The sequence below is a fragment of the Pseudomonas sp. PDM10 genome, assembly GCF_014852295.1.
Classification (GTDB): Bacteria; Pseudomonadota; Gammaproteobacteria; order Pseudomonadales; family Pseudomonadaceae; genus Aquipseudomonas.
On sequence record NZ_JACVBJ010000004.1, the window covers coordinates 389,042 to 407,191 of the forward strand.

Annotated in this window: 17 protein-coding genes; 11 read left to right on the forward strand and 6 right to left on the reverse strand. The window is 59.2% G+C overall.

Features of this window, described 5'->3' with window-relative positions; all coding sequences use genetic code 11:
- Positions 1-53 precede the first annotated feature (53 nt).
- Positions 54-1,550, reverse strand: coding sequence for a helix-turn-helix transcriptional regulator (locus IB252_RS16220; protein ID WP_111452250.1), 1,497 nt, complete (start codon positions 1,548-1,550; stop codon positions 54-56).
- Positions 1,551-1,852: 302 nt separating this feature from the next.
- On the opposite strand from IB252_RS16220, the gene IB252_RS16225 reads away from it, so the two are divergent.
- The gene (locus IB252_RS16225; RefSeq protein WP_111452249.1) at positions 1,853-2,311 is read left to right on the forward strand and encodes a hemerythrin domain-containing protein; all 459 of its coding nucleotides are present in this window, start codon (positions 1,853-1,855) and stop codon (positions 2,309-2,311) included.
- 69 nt (positions 2,312-2,380) lie between these two features.
- Here the strand turns inward: IB252_RS16225 and sigJ are convergent, their stop codons facing one another.
- Positions 2,381-3,274, reverse strand: a complete 894-nt coding sequence (gene sigJ / locus IB252_RS16230; RefSeq protein WP_192409521.1) for an RNA polymerase sigma factor SigJ — start codon at positions 3,272-3,274, stop codon at positions 2,381-2,383.
- Positions 3,275-3,277: 3 nt separating this feature from the next.
- Positions 3,278-3,712: a carboxymuconolactone decarboxylase family protein gene (locus IB252_RS16235; protein WP_192409522.1), complete on the reverse strand. Its 435-nt coding sequence runs from the start codon at positions 3,710-3,712 to the stop codon at positions 3,278-3,280.
- Positions 3,713-3,885: 173 nt separating this feature from the next.
- On the opposite strand from IB252_RS16235, the gene IB252_RS16240 reads away from it, so the two are divergent.
- Both IB252_RS16240 and IB252_RS16245 read left to right on the forward strand, forming a co-directional pair.
- Complete coding sequence (locus IB252_RS16240; protein ID WP_111452246.1) at positions 3,886-4,320, forward strand: YeeE/YedE family protein; 435 nt, start codon at positions 3,886-3,888, stop codon at positions 4,318-4,320.
- 2 nt (positions 4,321-4,322) lie between these two features.
- Positions 4,323-4,736 carry a DUF6691 family protein gene (locus IB252_RS16245; RefSeq protein WP_192409523.1) on the forward strand — a complete coding sequence of 138 codons (414 nt, stop codon included), beginning with the start codon at positions 4,323-4,325 and terminating at the stop codon, positions 4,734-4,736.
- Between the two features lie 79 nt (positions 4,737-4,815).
- On the opposite strand, the gene IB252_RS16250 is transcribed toward IB252_RS16245, so the two are convergent.
- A complete protein-coding gene (locus IB252_RS16250) occupies positions 4,816-6,099 on the reverse strand; it encodes a Zn-dependent hydrolase (protein WP_111452244.1) in 1,284 nt (427 codons plus the stop codon).
- Positions 6,100-6,241: 142 nt separating this feature from the next.
- Complete coding sequence (locus IB252_RS16255) at positions 6,242-7,726, reverse strand: NCS1 family nucleobase:cation symporter-1 (protein ID WP_192409524.1); 1,485 nt, start codon at positions 7,724-7,726, stop codon at positions 6,242-6,244.
- Between the two features lie 553 nt (positions 7,727-8,279).
- On the opposite strand from IB252_RS16255, the gene hydA reads away from it, so the two are divergent.
- From hydA to preA, 3 genes are all read left to right on the forward strand, one after another.
- Positions 8,280-9,719, forward strand: a complete 1,440-nt coding sequence (hydA, locus tag IB252_RS16260; RefSeq protein ID WP_111452241.1) for a dihydropyrimidinase — start codon at positions 8,280-8,282, stop codon at positions 9,717-9,719.
- 153 nt (positions 9,720-9,872) lie between these two features.
- On the forward strand, positions 9,873-11,240 hold the full coding sequence (locus tag IB252_RS16265; protein WP_192409525.1) for an NAD(P)-dependent oxidoreductase: 1,368 nt from the start codon (positions 9,873-9,875) through the stop codon (positions 11,238-11,240).
- Positions 11,241-12,515 carry an NAD-dependent dihydropyrimidine dehydrogenase subunit PreA gene (gene preA, locus IB252_RS16270; RefSeq protein ID WP_192409526.1) on the forward strand — a complete coding sequence of 425 codons (1,275 nt, stop codon included), beginning with the start codon at positions 11,241-11,243 and terminating at the stop codon, positions 12,513-12,515. It abuts the gene before it with no gap.
- A 99-nt stretch (positions 12,516-12,614) separates the two neighbouring features.
- On the opposite strand, the gene IB252_RS16275 is transcribed toward preA, so the two are convergent.
- Positions 12,615-13,235, reverse strand: coding sequence for a TetR/AcrR family transcriptional regulator (locus IB252_RS16275; RefSeq protein WP_008149783.1), 621 nt, complete (start codon positions 13,233-13,235; stop codon positions 12,615-12,617).
- A gap of 140 nt (positions 13,236-13,375) precedes the next feature.
- Between IB252_RS16275 and copC the strand changes: the two genes are divergently transcribed.
- From copC to IB252_RS16300, 5 genes are all read left to right on the forward strand, one after another.
- Complete coding sequence (gene copC, locus IB252_RS16280) at positions 13,376-13,741, forward strand: copper homeostasis periplasmic binding protein CopC (RefSeq protein WP_111452237.1); 366 nt, start codon at positions 13,376-13,378, stop codon at positions 13,739-13,741.
- A 3-nt stretch (positions 13,742-13,744) separates the two neighbouring features.
- Positions 13,745-14,605 carry a copper homeostasis membrane protein CopD gene (copD, locus tag IB252_RS16285; protein WP_192409527.1) on the forward strand — a complete coding sequence of 287 codons (861 nt, stop codon included), beginning with the start codon at positions 13,745-13,747 and terminating at the stop codon, positions 14,603-14,605.
- 248 nt (positions 14,606-14,853) lie between these two features.
- A complete protein-coding gene (locus IB252_RS16290; RefSeq protein WP_192409528.1) occupies positions 14,854-16,152 on the forward strand; it encodes an OprD family porin in 1,299 nt (432 codons plus the stop codon).
- Between the two features lie 181 nt (positions 16,153-16,333).
- Positions 16,334-17,158: an NAD-dependent epimerase/dehydratase family protein gene (locus IB252_RS16295; protein ID WP_111452234.1), complete on the forward strand. Its 825-nt coding sequence runs from the start codon at positions 16,334-16,336 to the stop codon at positions 17,156-17,158.
- A 53-nt stretch (positions 17,159-17,211) separates the two neighbouring features.
- Positions 17,212-18,099 (forward strand): SMP-30/gluconolactonase/LRE family protein, encoded by an 888-nt coding sequence (locus IB252_RS16300; protein WP_192409529.1) that lies wholly within the window; start codon positions 17,212-17,214, stop codon positions 18,097-18,099.
- Positions 18,100-18,150: the final 51 nt, after the last annotated feature.

An 18,150-nucleotide genomic window follows, 5' to 3' on the forward strand; every position in this document is an offset into this window, starting at 1 on the left:
GCCGCCCCCGTCCAGAACATCAATTTGCACCCCATCGAGTAGTGCATTTGCACCTAACGCTGAGCCTTGGGCCGCCACTCGCTGGAGAACAAACCGCGCTCGCGAGCCCAGACAATCGCCTCGCTGCGACTGTGAACATCGAGCTTGGAATACACCGTCGAGACATGGTTGCGCACCGTATTCGGTGCAAGTTTGAGCCGTGCAGCGATTTCCTTGTCGGCCAGGCCTTCGCAAATCAGGCCAAGCACATCACGCTCGCGGGCAGTCAGGTCGGTGAAAGACACACTAGGCAACAGCGGCGAGTTGACGTTTTTCACGTTAGCGAGTTTCTCGATGAGCGTGCGGCTGAACCAGGAGGCGTCTTTCATGACCTCTTCGATCGCCGACACCAACTCCAGCTCCGTGCGTTTACGTTCGGTGATGTCCATAAACACCAGCAGGTAGCAGGGCCGGTCCTGAATGTTCACGGTGTCGGCCGAGACCGCACAATCGATCAGCCCGGCGCCTTTCTTGCGTACCCGGACATCGACACGATCCACGCTTCCGTTTTTTTCCAGCGCCGTAAACAGTCGCGCGCGGGCACCTGTGTCATCAATAAAATCGATCTGCGTTACCGATTTACCAAGCACTTCCTCACTGGAATACGCGAGCGTATCGAGGAAGGCTTCATTGACGTCCATCACCACCTGATCGACGGCGTTGCACACCAGGATCGGCACAGGGGTCAGTCGAAAAGCCTTGGCAAAACGTTCCTCGCTCTGGCGCAGGGCGACTTCGGCTTTATGCCGAGGCTCGATGTCGACGAAGGAAAACAGCATGCAGGCTTCGTCGTTCAGTTCAAGGGGCTGGCCAGCGACGATCACCTGTTTGCTGCCACCTTCGGCTAACTGCAACTGCGCCTGCATTTGCGGAATGGTCACCCCTTCGCGCAACCGCTGCTTGGCCAGGTCTCTGTTTTCGGCGCCCTCCAGCACGTCCAGTTCATAGGTCGAACGGCCGATCACCTGATCACGGGTATAGCCGGTCATCTCCAGGAAGCCCGGGTTGACCTTGATGTAGCGTAAATCGCTGAGGCGACAGATCACCGCCGGGGCCGGGTTGGCATTGAAGGTTTTTTCGAAACGCTGTTCGGCGCTGGCCCACTCCGTGACATCGTTCATGATCAGCACCAGCGACTCCGGCTTGCCAGCACTGTCGGCCAACACCATGCTGCGCACGCTGTGAACCCAGGTGCGCTCTTCGTCGTCGGCAGGCGTCACCTCAACCAACACATCACTGAAGGACTCGCCTCGGGCGACGCGGCTGATCGGATAATTGTCGGTCTGAACCGGGTGATTATTGCGATAACGCAAGGCGAAGCGCTTGGCGTACTCCCTGGCATCCGCCCCCAGCTCGCTGAGTTGCCCGACGCCGTGCATGGCCAACGCGGCGTCATTGGCCCAGAGAAGGGTCTGGTCGAGCTCCAGCAGAATCACCCCATCGGACAGGCCGGCGATGATCTGCTGCAACTGACGGCGATTGGTTTCGGTGGTCAGGACGTCCTGGCTCATTGGATCTCCACGCGTACGGCGGCGCATTCATGCGCCGCCCTGTGAAGATTACGACCGCGAGGGGGTGGGATAGTGCAAATGGCTCACCTGCGGGATCTTGCGAACGCGATCCCTGTGACGAGGACGGCAAATTTCCGGAGGTGAGATCTTTGTGCTCGCCTATACTCAAAAGGGTAAATAGTTCTGCTGGGCGCGATTGGAAAGCTATTGATAAATATGGAAATTTAAAGGCTTGGGTATCCTTGGAGATTGCTGGTTAAAGAATATTTCTCTGTGATGATTTGGTGTCGTGAGGATTTGATATGAACGTCTTGTTGAAAGAACTTCAGGCCTATCATCATGAGGTGGCTATAAAAATTACTCGGATCAAAGAGTTGCTGAGAAAGATGAAGCATGAACCCGATGGTGCTGATGACTGCAAGCTGTTGTTCAAGATGCTGGAAACCTTGCATGGTGATGCAGAGCGACACCACCACGAAAATGAAGAACTTATTCGGCTGGCCTTGCTAGCGACTGAGGCACCGATCCACCAACGGGTCAAGGATATCGAGCGAGATCACCAAGCATTTGGACGCATTGCCGGACAGCTGAAGACATTGGAGGACACAACTCTGGAAACGAGAGTAATTGCTGACACTGTCGAGGATTTCATCAAAAAATATTTCGATCATATGGACTCGGAGGAAAATATTTTCTTTCCGGTGGCAGATAAGTGGCTGTCAGACGATCAGTGGCAGGAAATAACGCGTCAATGGCATTAATTGGAGCTCACCGTATACCGTCAATATTGCAAATCCCTTCGCTCTGGGGCACAACGCTGCTGCACTGAGTCACTGCACATCCAACAAATCCTGCAACCCCGCCAACTTCTCCGGGTTACGCATGATGAAAATCCGGCTCGCCCTCCCCGCTTCGTCAAACCCAAAGGTTATCGACGCAGTAATGACCCCATCCGCCTTGATGATCACGCCTTGAGCACCGTTGATTTCGCTGGGCAGCCATTCGCAAGTCTGCCAATAGACGTGCAACGACTGGCCAATGAAATCCAGCACGCTGGACATGCCAGACAACGTTTCGCGGATCGCCGAGGCCTTGCCGCCGCTGTCGGCGCAGAGTTCGACGTCTTCGCTCAGCATCGCCATCAGAGCGTTGGTCGAGCCGCTGGCGATGGCGCTATGGAAAGCGCTGAGCAACTGGTCCTGACGCGCCGGTTCCGGCTGAAAGCGCGTTTGCCCGCTGCCGAGGCTGGCCTTGGCTCGGGACACCAGTTTGCGGCAGGCAGCCTCTTGAACCCCGACCGCATCCGCGACTTGCGCGTAATCCATGTCGAAAATTTCGTAGAGCAGGTACGCCGCACGCTCCTTGGGGGTTAACCGCTCCAACAGCAACAGGAACGCGGTGGACAGCGACGAGGCCAGTTCATGCCGGTGTTCGGGTGAATCGTGATGGGTGGTGTGAATCGGTTCCGGCAGCCAGGTGCCGATGTAATCAACCCGCGACGTGTGAGCAGAGCGCAGCAAATCGATGCAGTGCCGGGTGCACGCCGTGGTCAGCCAGGCGGCCGGCGTGGCAATGGCGGCGCGGTCGGCCTCCAGCCATTTGATGAACAGCTCTTGCACGACATCCTCGGCTTCGGCGCGGGAGCCGAGGATGCGATACGCCAGACCGAGCAAAAAGGGCCGGCGCTGCTCGAACACAGCGGCGGCGTTTTCAGCGGAGTTCATCAATCAGTGCCTCGACACCTGCAAACGGTTCCACAGGTTGATCATGCCGATCTCGGCCGTCAAGGCGCCGATTTGCGCGTCATTGAAGTGGTCGCGCAAGTCACCGCGCAGGCTGGCGTAGTCGGTCTTTTCATCGAGCACGGTCAGGGCTTCGGTCCAGGCCAGGGCGGCGCGCTCGGCGGCGCTGAAATCACTGACGTGGCGCCAGACGATCAGGCGGTCCAGCCGTTCGTTGGTTTCATTGGCCTCACGGGCTTCGCGGGTGTGCATTTTCACGCAGAAACCGCACTGGTTAATCTGCGAGGCACGCAGGTGCAGCAAGTGTTTGAGGATGGGGTCCAGATCGTGGCTGTCGAGGGTGACATGGACCTGGGTCAGGCTTTCGAACACCTGAGGAATCGATTGCAGCAGGTTGACCGGTTGGGTGTTGGACGACATCGTGTTGCTCCACTGTTTGGGGGGATTCAACGAGATGACGATCCAGCGTTATGGTTTGTGACGCGCCGATAAAAACTTTGATCTTTTGGTCGTAGCGCCTTCTCGCGGCGGCTGCCCTAAGCTCAGGTAAAAGAGTGATTTAATGTTGTCCCTTACCTGCCTGGAGAGTTGCCATGATGCTCGATACGCTGCATTTCACACCTTGGTCCGCGTTGGCAGGCGGGGCGTTGATCGGCGTGGCGGCCAGCGTGATGGTCATGGCCAATGGACGGGTCGCCGGGATTAGTGGATTGCTCGGCAGTCTGCTATCGCCAGGTGATTCGGGACGGGGCGAAAAAGCCTTGTTCATCCTCGGACTACTGGCGGCGCCCCTGTTGTGGGCGCTGTTTCAGGTGTGGCCGACCATTGAATTCAAGTCCGGCATCGTCGGGTTGATCATCGCCGGACTGTGCGTCGGCATCGGCACCCGTTATGGCTCTGGTTGCACCAGTGGCCACGGGGTGTGCGGTATCTCGCGGCTGTCACCACGCTCCATCGTCGCAACGTTGAGCTTCATGTTCGCGGGCTTTGTGACCGTGTTTGTGCTGCGCCATCTACTGGGGTTTTGAACATGAAAAAACTCACGGCTTTCCTCGCCGGCCTGTTGTTCGGCATCGGCCTGCTGTTGGCCGGCATGGCCAATCCGGCCAAAGTACTGGGATTTCTCGATATCGCCGGTCTGTGGGATCCCTCCCTGGCGTTGGTGATGATCGGGGCGATTACCGTGGCCTGGGTGCCGTTTCACTGGGCCATGAAACAATCCAAGTCATTGCTGGGGGAGCCTATGCAGTTGCCGGTCAGTCGTGAACTGGATCGACGCTTGATCGGCGGCAGTTTGCTGTTCGGGGTCGGTTGGGGCATTGCGGGCATCTGCCCCGGGCCGGCGCTGGTGCTGTTGCCGACGGGGCATTGGCAGGCGTGGGTGTTTGCGATTGCCATGCTGGCGGGGATGTTGCTATTCAGCCTGTTGCAAGCGCGTCGTTAAATCGCCTCGCCAGGTTTACCTCTAGAAGTCGTAGCCTTCGGCGGCGCACTCATTGCCGAAGGCTACGGTTTTTTGCGTTTCAGGCCGCCAATTCTCCGCTGGCAATCGCCGCCGACGCCGCCAGCATCGCCCGCAACAACACCGCACACCCGGCCGCCAGGTCATCCGGCGCGGCGTTTTCGATTTCGTTGTGGCTGATGCCGCCTTCGCACGGTACGAAGATCATCCCGGCCGGGCCGAGTTCGGCGAGGAAGATTGCGTCGTGCCCTGCTCCGCTGACGATGTCCATGTGCGACAGGCCCAACCCTTGAGCGGCACCGCGTACCGCTTCGACGCAACCCTTGTCGAAGTACAGCGGCGGGAAGTCCGCAGTGGGTGTGAGTTCGAAGGTCAGGCCGTGTTCCTCGCAGGTGGTTTCGATGACTTCGCGGACTTCGGCGATCATCGAGTCCAGCCGCGCCGGTTCCAGATGCCGGAAGTCCAGGGTCATGCGCACTTCGCCGGGGATGACGTTGCGCGAGCCGGGATAGGCTTGCAGACAGCCGACGGTGCCGCAGGCGTGGGGTTGATGGCCGAGGGCGGCGCGGTTGACTGCACCGACGATCACCGCGGCGCCGACCAGGGCGTCCTTGCGCAGGTGCATCGGTGTCGGGCCGGCGTGGGCTTCGACGCCGCGCAGTTTCAGGTCGAACCATTTCTGCCCGAGGGCGCCCATCACCACACCGATGGTTTTGTGTTCGTCTTCAAGGATCGGGCCTTGTTCGATATGGGCCTCAAAATAGGCGCCGACCGCATGCCCGCTGACCTTGCGCTCGCCAGCATAGCCAATGGCGTTCAAGGCTTCACCGACGGTGACGCCCTCGGCATCGACCTTGGCCAGGGTTTCTTCGAGGGTGAATTTTTCTGCGAATACACCGGAGCCCATCATGCACGGAGCGAAGCGTGAGCCTTCCTCGTTGGTCCAGACCACGACTTCCAGCGGCGCTTCGGTTTCCACGCCGAGGTCATTGAGGGTACGCAGCACTTCGACGCCGGCCAGTACGCCGAAGCAGCCGTCGAACTTGCCGCCGGTGGGTTGGGTGTCGATGTGGCTGCCGGTCATCACTGGTGGCAGGTTTGGGTTGCGGCCGGGGCGGCGGGCGAAGATGTTGCCGACGGCGTCGATGCTGACGGTGCAGCCGGCCTCCTCGCACCAGTTGACGAAAATGTCCCGGGCCTGGCGGTCGAGGTCGGTCAGGGCCAGGCGACAGACGCCGCCCTTGACCGTGGCACCGAGCTTGGCCAGATCCATGAGCGACTGCCACAAACGGTCGCGGTTGATGTGCTGATGGGTGGACTGCAGAACGTCTACGGCAGCGTTCATGATGATCTCCTCAGGCAGTTGTTATAGGTTTCTTCAGGCATTTGCTGGGTGTATTCGAGGCCGCCATCGCGAGCAGGCTCGCTCCCACAGGGGAATGCATTCCAAATGTGGGAGCGAGCCTGCTCGCGATGGCGGCCATCCGTCACACCGCAGTTTTCACAGCAATCGGACTCGGCCGCATCACACTCAACCCGTAATAAATCAGCCCACCCAGCACCGAGCCGGTGAACCAGCCATAGTCGTAGAACCAACTGAATGCATTGCTGCCGAGCGACAGCAGCGTCAGCGCCACCGGCACGCCGAACGCGATAAACCCTAACCAGTTCCACGCAGGGTAAACGTCATCGCGATAGAGGCCGGCCAAGTCCAGTTGCTGTTTCTTGATCAGGAAATAGTCCACCACCATGATCCCGGCGATCGGGCCCAACAGGCTCGAATAGCCCAGCAACCAGTTGGAATACACCGTCTCCAGGCTTAAATCCGAGACGATCAAACCGAGCTTCTTCAACAGCTCATGGGCCATCAGCGCCAAGCCGACCAGGCCGGTGAGCATCACCGCTGTGGTGCGGTTGATGAGCTTGGGGGCGACGTTCTGGAAATCGTTGGTCGGCGAAACGATGTTGGCCGCCGTGTTGGTCGACAGCGTGGCGATGATGATCAGCGCCATGGCCAGTGCGACCCAGACCGGGCTCTGGATATGGCCAATCAGAGTGACTGGATCGGAGACGGTGACGCCCACCAGTTTTACCGAGGCGGCGGTCATCACCACGCCGAGGGAGGCGAACAGAAACATGGTCAGGGGCAAGCCGATAATCTGCCCGACGATCTGATCCTTCTGGCTTTTCGCATAGCGGCTGAAATCCGGAATGTTCAGGGACAAGGTGGCCCAGAACCCGACCATGGCGGTCAGCCCGGCGGCAAAGTAACTGACCACGCTCGCGCCTTCCGGACGTTTGGCCGGGATCGCCAGCAACTCGGTCATCGACACGTTCGGCATCGCCCATACCAACAGGCCCACGCCCACCAATATCAACAACGGCGCCGAGAGGGTTTCCAGCCATTTGATCGAATCCGCACCGCGTATCACCACCCACAGGTTCAAGGCCCAGAACATCATGAACCCGATCACTTCGCCGGTACCGCCGAGGGATTTCCAACCGTCGAACACCGAGCCGAGAAACAGGTGAATGGCCAGCCCGCCAAACATCGTCTGAATGCCGAACCAGCCACACGCCACCAGCGCCCGGATCAGGCACGGAATGTTGGAGCCGAGGATGCCGAAGGACGAACGCAACAACACCGGAAACGGAATGCCGTATTTGGTGCCGGGAAAGGCGTTCAGGGTCAACGGGATCAGGACGATGATATTGGCGAACAGAATCGCCAGCAGCGCTTCACCGACGCTCAGGCCAAAATACGCGGTGAGCACGCCGCCGAGGGTGTAGGTCGGCACGCAGACCGCCATGCCAATCCATAGCGCGGTGATGTGCCATTTGTTCCAGGTGCGTTCGCGCACCTTGGTCGGTGCCATGTCGTGGTTGAAACGGGGGCTATCGAGGACATCACTGCCGGCTTCGAGCTCAAACAAGCCGTCGCGCTCGGTCACTTGCGATCTGATCTGTTGCATGGCCGCTCCACTGTTCTTTGAATTATTTTTTGCTCATCAGGGGCTGGCGGCATCAATTAACGTGCCGGTTGCCCCGTTTGCGCATCGGGCAGTTCCATAAAAACTTTGTAACCAACTGATGTTTATCAGTTTTATTTAAATAGCCGATGAGTCATCGGTTACTTGCTTGTTCACTCAGGCCAAATGCCAGGCAAGTTGTCCGAACAGTCAGGACTCAATCTGGTGCACACCACTTTTTTTTCAACATCGCGCATCAACCATAGACCATCCTCAAGCGGCTGATTTCACATAAGAAATCTCGCCTATTTTTACAACCTGTCAAGTGCGTCAAAATGGTGAGAGGCCTCACCATTTTGGTGATCTAATGATTTAATTGTTAATTATCAGTTACTTAAAACAGATATAAGCTTATAAAAAATATTCTTGCTCAATCCTCAAACTCAGACTAGCGTTTATTCCTGACAGCGCTGACAGGAATACACCTGTTTGCGCAGGCTTCATATAAAACATTTAGAACCGGCAAAAGTCGGTCATTGCCTGCGAGGAACTCGGAATGTCTCTGTTGATCCGTGGCGCCACCGTTATTACCCATGATGAAAGTTATCGCGCCGACGTCTATTGCGCCGACGGCGTGATCAAAGCCATCGGCGAAAATCTTGATGTTCCGGCGGGTGCCGAAGTGCTCGACGGCAGCGGCCAATACCTGATGCCCGGCGGCATCGATCCGCACACGCACATGCAACTGCCCTTCATGGGCACGGTGGCCAGTGAAGACTTCTTCAGTGGCACCGCGGCAGGACTTGCCGGTGGCACGACGTCGATCATCGACTTTGTGATTCCCAATCCGCAGCAATCCTTGATGGAAGCCTTTCACCAGTGGCGCGGCTGGGCCGAGAAGTCGGCGTCGGATTACGGATTCCACGTCGCGATCACCTGGTGGAGCGAACAGGTGCGCGAGGAAATGGCCGAGCTGGTCAGCCAGCACGGGGTCAACAGCTTCAAGCACTTCATGGCCTACAAGAACGCGATCATGGCCGCCGACGACACCCTGGTAGCGAGTTTCGAGCGCTGCCTGGAGTTGGGCGCGGTGCCGACCGTGCATGCGGAAAACGGTGAGCTGGTCTATCACCTGCAACGCAAGTTGATGGCCCAAGGCATGACCGGCCCGGAAGCGCATCCGTTGTCGCGCCCTTCGCAGGTTGAAGGTGAAGCGGCCAGTCGGGCGATCCGCATCGCCGAAACCCTGGGCACGCCGCTGTACCTGGTGCACGTCTCGACCAAGGAAGCCCTGGACGAAATCACCTACGCCCGCAGCAAGGGCCAACAAGTCTACGGCGAAGTCCTGGCCGGGCATTTGCTGCTGGACGACAGCGTCTACCAACACCCGGACTGGCAGACCGCCGCCGGTTACGTGATGAGCCCGCCCTTCCGTCCGCGCGGCCATCAGGAGGCGCTTTGGCACGGTTTGCAATCGGGCAACCTGCACACCACCGCCACCGACCACTGCTGCTTCTGTGCCGAGCAAAAAGCCGCCGGCCGCGACGACTTCAGCAAGATCCCCAACGGCACGGCCGGTATCGAAGACCGCATGGCAGTGCTCTGGGATGAAGGGGTGAACACCGGGCGTTTGTCGATGCAGCACTTCGTGGCGCTCACCTCCACCAACACCGCGAAAATCTTCAACCTCTACCCGCGCAAAGGCGCGATTCGCGTGGGTGCGGATGCGGACCTGGTGCTGTGGGATCCGGAAGGTACGCGGACGATTTCAGCACAGACTCACCATCAGCAGGTCGACTTCAACATCTTCGAAGGCAAGACCGTGCGCGGTGTGCCGAGCCACACCGTCAGCCAGGGCCGGGTGGTGTGGGCCGATGGTGATTTGCGTGCCGAGCGTGGTGCCGGGCGGTATGTCGAGCGGCCGGCGTATCCGGCGGTGTTTGATTTGCTGAGCAAGCGGGCTGAGTTGAACAGGCCGACAGCGGTGAAACGCTGAAAGCGGCCTTCGGCCTATCGCGAGCAGGCTCGCTCCCACATTTGAAACGCGTTCCCCTGTGGGAGCGAGCCTGCTCGCGAAGAGGCCGGCAGCGACAACACAAAACCACTGCCCACCAGAGGCAGACACCTCAATAACCGTGAGGCCAACACCGTGATCAAGACCCTGAACCACCTCCCGCATCCGCACGAGAATGCGGCCGCCCTCGCCGGCCATTTCACCGATCTGGCGCCACCGCTCAACGACCGCCAGGCCCATCTGGAAGCCTCGCGCTGTCTGTATTGCTACGACGCGCCGTGCGTGAATGCCTGTCCAAGCGAGATCGACATTCCGTCGTTCATCCGCAATATCCATCAGGAAAACGTTCAGGGCGCCGCGCAGAAAATACTCTCGGCGAACATCCTCGGCGGCAGTTGCGCCCGGGTGTGCCCGACGGAAGTGCTTTGCCAGCAAGCCTGCGTGCGCAACAACGACCATGAATGCGCACCGGTGCTGATCGGCCTGTTGCAGCGTTACGCCGTCGACAACGCACACTTCAGCGAACACCCCTTCACCCGTGCTGCCTCAACCGGAAAGCGCATCGCCGTGGTCGGCGCCGGTCCGGCCGGGTTGTCCTGCGCTCACCGCAGTGCCATGCACGGTCATGACGTGGTGATTTTCGAGGCGCGGGAAAAGGCTGGCGGCCTCAACGAATATGGGATCGCCAAGTACAAACTGGTGGACGATTACGCGCAGAAGGAACTTGAATTTCTATTGGAAATCGGCGGAATCGAAATCCGCCACGGGCAGAAACTTGGAGAGAACCTGACCCTCAGCGATCTGCATCAGCAGTTCGATGCGGTGTTCCTTGGGCTGGGCCTGGCCGCCAGCAAACAGCTGGGGCTAGCCCATGAAGATGCACCGGGCCTGCTCGCCGCTACTGACTACATCCGCGAACTGCGTCAGGCTGATGACCTGACCCAACTCCCCCTCGCTGACCGTTGTATCGTTTTGGGCGCCGGCAACACCGCCATCGACATGGCCGTGCAAATGGCTCGCCTCGGAGCACGCGACGTCAATCTGGTGTACCGCCGCGGTGTCGATGAAATGGGCGCCACCGGTCACGAACAGGACATCGCCAAGGCCAATCAGGTGCGCCTGTTGACGTGGGCTCAACCTGAAGAAGTGCTACTCGATGATCAAGGCCAAGTACGCGGCATGCGCTTCGCCCGTACAGGGTTAGTCGAAGGTCGCCTGCAAACCACCGGCGAAACCTTCGAACTGGCCGCAGACGCCATCTTCAAAGCCATCGGCCAGGCCTTCGACGCCAGCGCCCTCGCCGACCCACTGGCCCGGGAACTCAAGCGTCAAGGCGAGCGGATTCAAGTGGACGAAAACCTGCGCACCAGCATCCCCGGCGTGTACGCCGGCGGCGACTGCACCAGTCTCGATCAGGACCTCACCGTGCAGGCCGTGCAGCACGGCAAACGGGCCGCCGAGGCGATCAACGCCCAACTCATGCTCAACGTGGAGGCTGCGTAAATGGCCGATCTCTCGATTGTCTTCGCAGGCATCAAAGCCCCCAATCCGTTCTGGCTGGCCTCCGCGCCACCGACCGACAAAGCCTACAACGTGGTTCGCGCCTTCGAGGCCGGCTGGGGTGGCGTGGTCTGGAAAACCCTGGGTGAAGACCCGGCGGCGGTCAACGTGTCGTCGCGTTACTCGGCGCACTTCGGTGCCAACCGCGAAGTGGTGGGTTTCAACAACATCGAGCTGATCACCGATCGTTCGCTGGAGATCAACCTGCGGGAAATCACTCAGGTCAAAAAGGACTGGCCGGACCGCGCGCTGATCGTGTCGCTGATGGTGCCCTGCGTCGAAGAATCCTGGAAAAGCATCCTGCCCCTGGTGGAAGCCACCGGCGCCGATGGCATCGAGCTGAACTTCGGTTGCCCGCACGGTATGCCGGAGCGCGGCATGGGTGCGGCGGTCGGCCAGGTGCCGGAGTATGTCGAGCAGGTCACCCGTTGGTGCAAGACGTATTGCTCGCTGCCGGTGATCGTCAAGCTCACACCGAACATCACCGACATTCGCGTCGCCGCCCGCGCAGCCCATCGCGGTGGTGCGGATGCGGTGTCGTTGATCAACACGATCAACTCGATCACCAGCGTCAACCTGGAGCGCATGGTCGCCAATCCCGCCGTGGGCAGTCAAAGCACCCACGGCGGTTATTGCGGTTCGGCGGTGAAGCCGATTGCGCTGAACATGGTCGCCGAAATCGCCCGCGATCCACAGACGCAAGGCCTGCCGATCTCCGGCATTGGCGGCATCAGCAGCTGGCGCGACGCGGCGGAATTCATCGCGCTGGGCAGCGGCTCGGTGCAGGTGTGCACGGCGGCGATGCTGCATGGCTTCCGAATAGTCGAGGAGATGAAGGACGGGTTGTCACGCTGGATGGACAGTCAGGGCTACGCCAGCGTGTCTGATTTTTCCGGGCGGGCGGTGGGCAACACCACGGACTGGAAGTACCTGGACATTAACTATCAGGTGATTGCCAAAATTGACCAGGAGGCCTGCATTGGTTGCGGTCGTTGCCACATTGCTTGCGAAGACACTTCGCACCAGGCGGTTGCCAGCCTCAAGCAGGCGGACGGGACGCATAAGTATGAAGTGATTGATGGTGAGTGCGTGGGGTGCAATCTGTGCCAGATCACGTGCCCGGTGCAGGATTGTATTGAGATGGTGCCGATCGAGAACGGGAAGCCGTTTCTGGATTGGAATCATGATCCGAGGAATCCGTATCACGTGACAGTCTGAACGGACGCCATCGCGAGCAGGCTCACTCCCACATTGGAATGCATTTCAAATGTGGGAGCGAGCCTGCTCGCGATGAGGGCGGCAGCTGCTCCGCAAGCTTCAAGGTTCTAATCCAATCCCCCGCAAGATCACACTCGTCACCGTCTGCACCGCCCGCTCGAACTGCATGTCCGACAACGGTTGATGGTCATTCAGAATATTCACCTGATGATCAAAGTCGGCGTAGTGCTGGGTCGACGCCCAGATCATGTACAGCAGGCTCGAAGGTTCCACCGGCAGGATGCGTTTGTCATCCACCCACTGGCGAATTTTCGCTTCTTTCATCTTGGCCCAGTCGTACAGACTGACGTCCAGTTTCTCGCCCAGGGTCGGCGCGCCGTGGATGATTTCGTTGGCCCAGACTTTGGAGCCGTAAGGCCGGCTGCGGGAGTGGTTCATCTTGGCGCGGATGTAGCTGCTGAGCACCACGCGCGGGTCGTCGAACATCTCGAAGCACAGCGCGTCCTGTTTCCACACTTCCAGCAAACCCAACAGCACGGCGCTGTACAGCTCACTCTTGGTACTGAAGTAGTAATGGAGGTTGGAGCGCGGCAGTTGCACTTCGGCGGCGATGTCGGCCATGGCGGTGCCGCCGAAACCTTTTTCGGCGAAAACCTTTTCGGCTCCCAACAGAATTTTCTCGACGTTACTGCGACGAATCTCGATCTTGTGATTGCCCATGAGGGCTCCCTGACAACAGCGTTGCTCAAGACTAGCATCCGCTCTACCTCGCGGCGACAAGGGAAAACGAAACTTCGTACAGCCAGCTTCTCGCAGGTAGACTGAGCGCCTTTTCGAACCCGCCTCAGAGGTGTTCCACGATGCTGCTCAAGAAAACCCTGACCACCGTCGCCCTGCTCGGCTCGCTGTTCGTCGCTTCATCGGTATTTGCTCACGCCCATCTGAAAGCCCAGACCCCGGCCGCCGACAGCACGGTGGGCGCACCGTCGGAACTGCGCCTGGTGTTTTCCGAAGGCGTTGAAGCAACCTTTTCCAAAGTCACGATCAGCAAGGACGGCAGCAACGTGCCGGTGAAGAGCCTCGCCACCGAAGGCAGCGACAAGAAAACCCTGGTCGTCACCCCGGCCGCACCATTGGCAGCGGGTGCCTACAAAGTCGAATGGCACGCGGTGTCGGTCGATACCCACAAAAGCGAAGGCGCCTATAGCTTCAAGGTTGGCCAGTAATTCATGACGAGCGCGCTGGTGCTGTGCCGTTTTCTGCATTTCACCGTCGTGCTGATGTTGTTCGGGGCGTGGGTGTTCAGGCCTCTGCTGGTCAATGGCGACGCTGGACATCTGGATCAGCGACTGACGAAAACAACCCGCTGGCTGGCGGCGGTGGCGTTGGTCACTGGCGTTAGCTGGTTGCTGCTGATCACCGCCAGCATGGCCGGTTCGTGGGAAGCGGCATTCGATCCGACGACCCTGCGACTGGTGCTGGGCAATACATTTTTCGGCCAGGTCTGGCGCTGGCATTTGCTGCTCAATGCGTTGTTGGTCGCGCTGCTGATGACACCCTTGCGTGCAAACCTGCCCCTGCGAATCGGCCTCGCCAGCCTGCTGCTGGCCACCCTCGCCCCGGTCGGCCACGGGGCCATGCTCGATGGCCTCAACGGCCAATTGTTGATCCTCAATCAAATCATTCACCTGACCTGCGTCGGCGCCTGGCTCGGCGGTTTGATGGTGTTGGTGATGATCCTGCGGCAGCCGACAGTGCATTCCATCAAGGCGACCTTGCAACGCTTCAGCGGCATGGGTTACGTCTTGGTGGCGGGGTTGGTGATGACCGGTTTGATCAACGTGCGGGTACTCACCGGGCAGTTCTGGCCGACGCCGTTGCTGTCCGGGTTTGCGCTGATACTGTTGATCAAGGTTGTGCTGGTCGCCGCGATGCTGGGATTGGCGTTGTTCAATCGGCTGCGGATCAACGATTGCGAACAGCGTCCGACTGCTCTGAAAAGCAGCGTCATCTTCGAATGGTTGCTTGGGATGGGAGCGGTGGCAGCGGTTTCACTTCTGGGCACCATGCCCCCGATGATCGTGAGCTAAACACAAAACCTGTGGGAGCGAGCCTGCTCGCGATGACGGTCTGACATTCACTGCAGCGGTGTCTGTTCTACCGTCATCGCGAGCAGGCTCGCTCCCACAGAGGTTCTTCGACATGCCATAAAATCGAGCCAGGTCATCGTACAACTTCTGATTGACATTCCCCGTAACACTTGCAAATAATCGGCCCCGATGTTGTACGACGACGTATAACAAAAAATAAAAACAACAAGAAACACGGGAGCATCACTGTGAGCAAGCTCGTCCGCAATTCCTCCGCCTGCACCCCTCGCCCAACCTTCGCACGCCGTCACACCCTGAGCCTGATCGGTTGCAGCAGCCTGTTCCTCGCCCTGCCCATGACCAGCCATGCCGAAGGTTTTGTCGATGACGCCAAAGCCACGCTGAACCTGCGCAACTTCTACATCAACCGCAACTTCACGAACCCGGCCTACCCGCAGGGCAAGGCTGAAGAGTGGACCCAAAGCTTCATCCTCGATGCCAAATCCGGATTCACCCAGGGTCCCGTCGGTTTCGGTATGGATGTGCTGGGCCTGTACTCGGAAAAACTCGACGGTGGCAAAGGCACGCGCGGCACCTCGTTGCTGCCGATTCATGACGATGGCCGCCCTGCCGACAACTTCGGGCGCCTGGGTGTGGCGCTGAAAGGTAAAGTTTCGAAAACCGAATTGAAGGTCGGCGAATGGATGCCGGTGTTGCCGATCCTGCGCTCCGACGACGGCCGCTCCCTGCCACAAACCTTTCGCGGTGGTCAGGTGACGTCCACCGAGATCAGTGGCCTGACGCTCTACGGCGGCCAGTTCCGCGCCAACAGCCCGCGCAACGATGCGAGCATGGAAGACATGTTCATGAACGGCAAATCCGCTGCCTTCACCTCGGACCGTTTCAACTTTGGCGGCGGTGAATATGCGTTCAACGACAAGCGCACCCAGGTCGGCGTCTGGTACGCGCAACTCAGCGACATTTATCAGCAGCAGTATTTCAACCTGAGCCACAGCCAGCCCATCGGCGACTGGACCCTCGGCGCCAACCTTGGTTACTTCATCGGCAAGGAAGACGGCAGCGCCCTGGCCGGCGACCTCGACAACAAAACCGCGTTCGCCATGCTCTCGGCCAAATATGGCGGCAACACCTTCTTTGTCGGCCTGCAAAAACTCACCGGCGACGATGTCTGGATGCGGGTCAACGGCACCAGCGGCGGCACCCTGGCCAACGACAGCTACAACTCCAGCTACGACAACGCCAAGGAACGATCCTGGCAACTGCGCCACGACTACAATTTTGTGGCGCTCGGCATTCCCGGCCTGACGATGATGAACCGCTACATCAGCGGCGATAACGTGCACACAGGCACCATCACCGACGGCAAGGAATGGGGCCGCGAGTCAGAACTGGCTTACACCGTGCAGAGCGGCGTGCTGAAGAACCTCAACGTCAAATGGCGTAACGCGTCGATCCGCAAGGACTTCAGCACCAACGAATTCGACGAAAACCGCATTATCATCAACTACCCGATTTCGTTGCTCTAAAGGCGAACATCTTTTGCAAGGCTGACTCAACCACTGTGGCTAGGGGGTAAGGGATGACCCTCCGTCAATTTCAACCGATGCCGCGTTGACAACGGCCTTAGACCCTAACGATACTCCAGCCTAGTCGTACGACAACCTACAACAAATTCAATAACAATGAATGCTTGTTCAGAGAACTTCCATGACCATCACAACTAACGCCCGCGCTCCTTTCAATCGTCTCCTCCTGACCGGTGCCGCCGGTGGTCTCGGCAAAGTCCTGCGCGAACGCCTGCGGCCCTACGCCAATGTGATTCGCCTGTCGGACATCGCTGACATCGCCCCGGCCATCGATGACCGTGAAGAAGTCGTGCCCTGCGACCTGGCAGACAAGCAAGCAGTCCATCAGCTGGTTGAAGGCGTAGACGCGATCCTGCACTTCGGTGGCGTCTCAACTGAGCACTCGTTCGAAGAGATTCTCGGCGCCAATATCTGCGGCGTGTTCCACATTTATGAAGCCGCTCGCCGCCATGGTGTGAAGCGGGTGATTTTCGCCAGTTCCAACCACGTGATCGGCTTCTATAAGCAGGATGAAGTCATCGACGCCCACTCCCCTCGCCGCCCGGATAGCTACTACGGCTTGTCCAAGTCCTATGGCGAAGACATGGCCAGTTTCTACTTCGATCGCTACGGCATCGAAACCGTCAGCGTGCGCATCGGCTCCTCGTTCGCGGAACCGCTGAACCGCCGAATGATGAGTACCTGGTTGAGCTTCGGCGATCTGACTCAATTGCTCGAATGTGCGCTGTACGCCCCTGATGTCGGTCACACCGTGGTCTACGGCATGTCTGACAACAAGAACGTCTGGTGGGACAACCGTTTCGCCACCTGCCTGGGTTATGAACCTCAGGACAGCTCCGAAGTGTTCCGCGAAAAAGTCGAAGCCCAACCGATGCCAGCCGCTGATGACCCGGCACGGGTCTACCAGGGGGGTGCGTTTGTCGCGTCCGGCCCGTTCGGCGACTGAACCCGCGTACCTCACTTGATCCCGACAACAAAAACCCGAGGGGATGAGCTGTCATGCAAGCCGAATTGATTGTCGATGCCCGCAACGCAGTCGGTGAATGCCCGGTCTGGGTGCCAGAGGAAAACGCCCTGTATTGGGTCGATATTCCTGCCGGTGGACTTCAGCGCTGGAGCGCCGAAACCGGCCATGTCCACGCCTGGAGAGCACCGCAGATGCTCGCCTGCATTGCACGTCACCGCGACGGCGGCTGGGTTGCCGGGATGGAAAGCGGGTTCTTTCATCTGCACCCGCATAACGATGGCAGCCTCGACAGCAATCTTCTGGCTCCGGTCGAACACGCCCGCACAGACATGCGTCTGAACGACGGTCGCTGTGATCGTCAGGGGCGTTTCTGGGCTGGCAGTATGGTGCTGAACATGGGCGCCAACGCTGCCGACGGCACCCTTTATCGCTACAGCGCCGGGCAACGCGGGCCACTCGAGGCGCAGCTCAGCGGGTTTATCGTGCCCAACGGCCTGGGTTTCAGCCCGGATGGGCGGACGATGTACCTGTCTGACTCTCATCCTCTGATCCAGCAAATCTGGGCCTTTGATTACGACACTGACAGCGGCACGCCGTCCAACCGGCGGCTGTTTGTCGACATGCATCAGTTCCCTGGTCGTCCCGATGGCGCCGCGGTCGATGCCGAAGGCGGCTACTGGATTTGCGCCAATGACGCCGGGCTGATTCACCGCTTCACCCCCGACGGCCGACTGGACCGTTCCCTCGCCGTACCGGTGAAAAAACCGAGCATGTGCGCCTTCGGCGGCAGTCGCCTGGACACCCTGTTCGTGACCTCGATCCGCCCCGGCGACGACCATGACGAGCTGTCACTGGCCGGCGGTGTGTTCGCCCTCGATCCCGGGGTGAAGGGTTTGCCTGAGCCGTTGTTCAAGGGATGAACCCCGTGTAGCAGCTGCCCTGTGGTGAGGGGATTTATCCCCTCACCACAG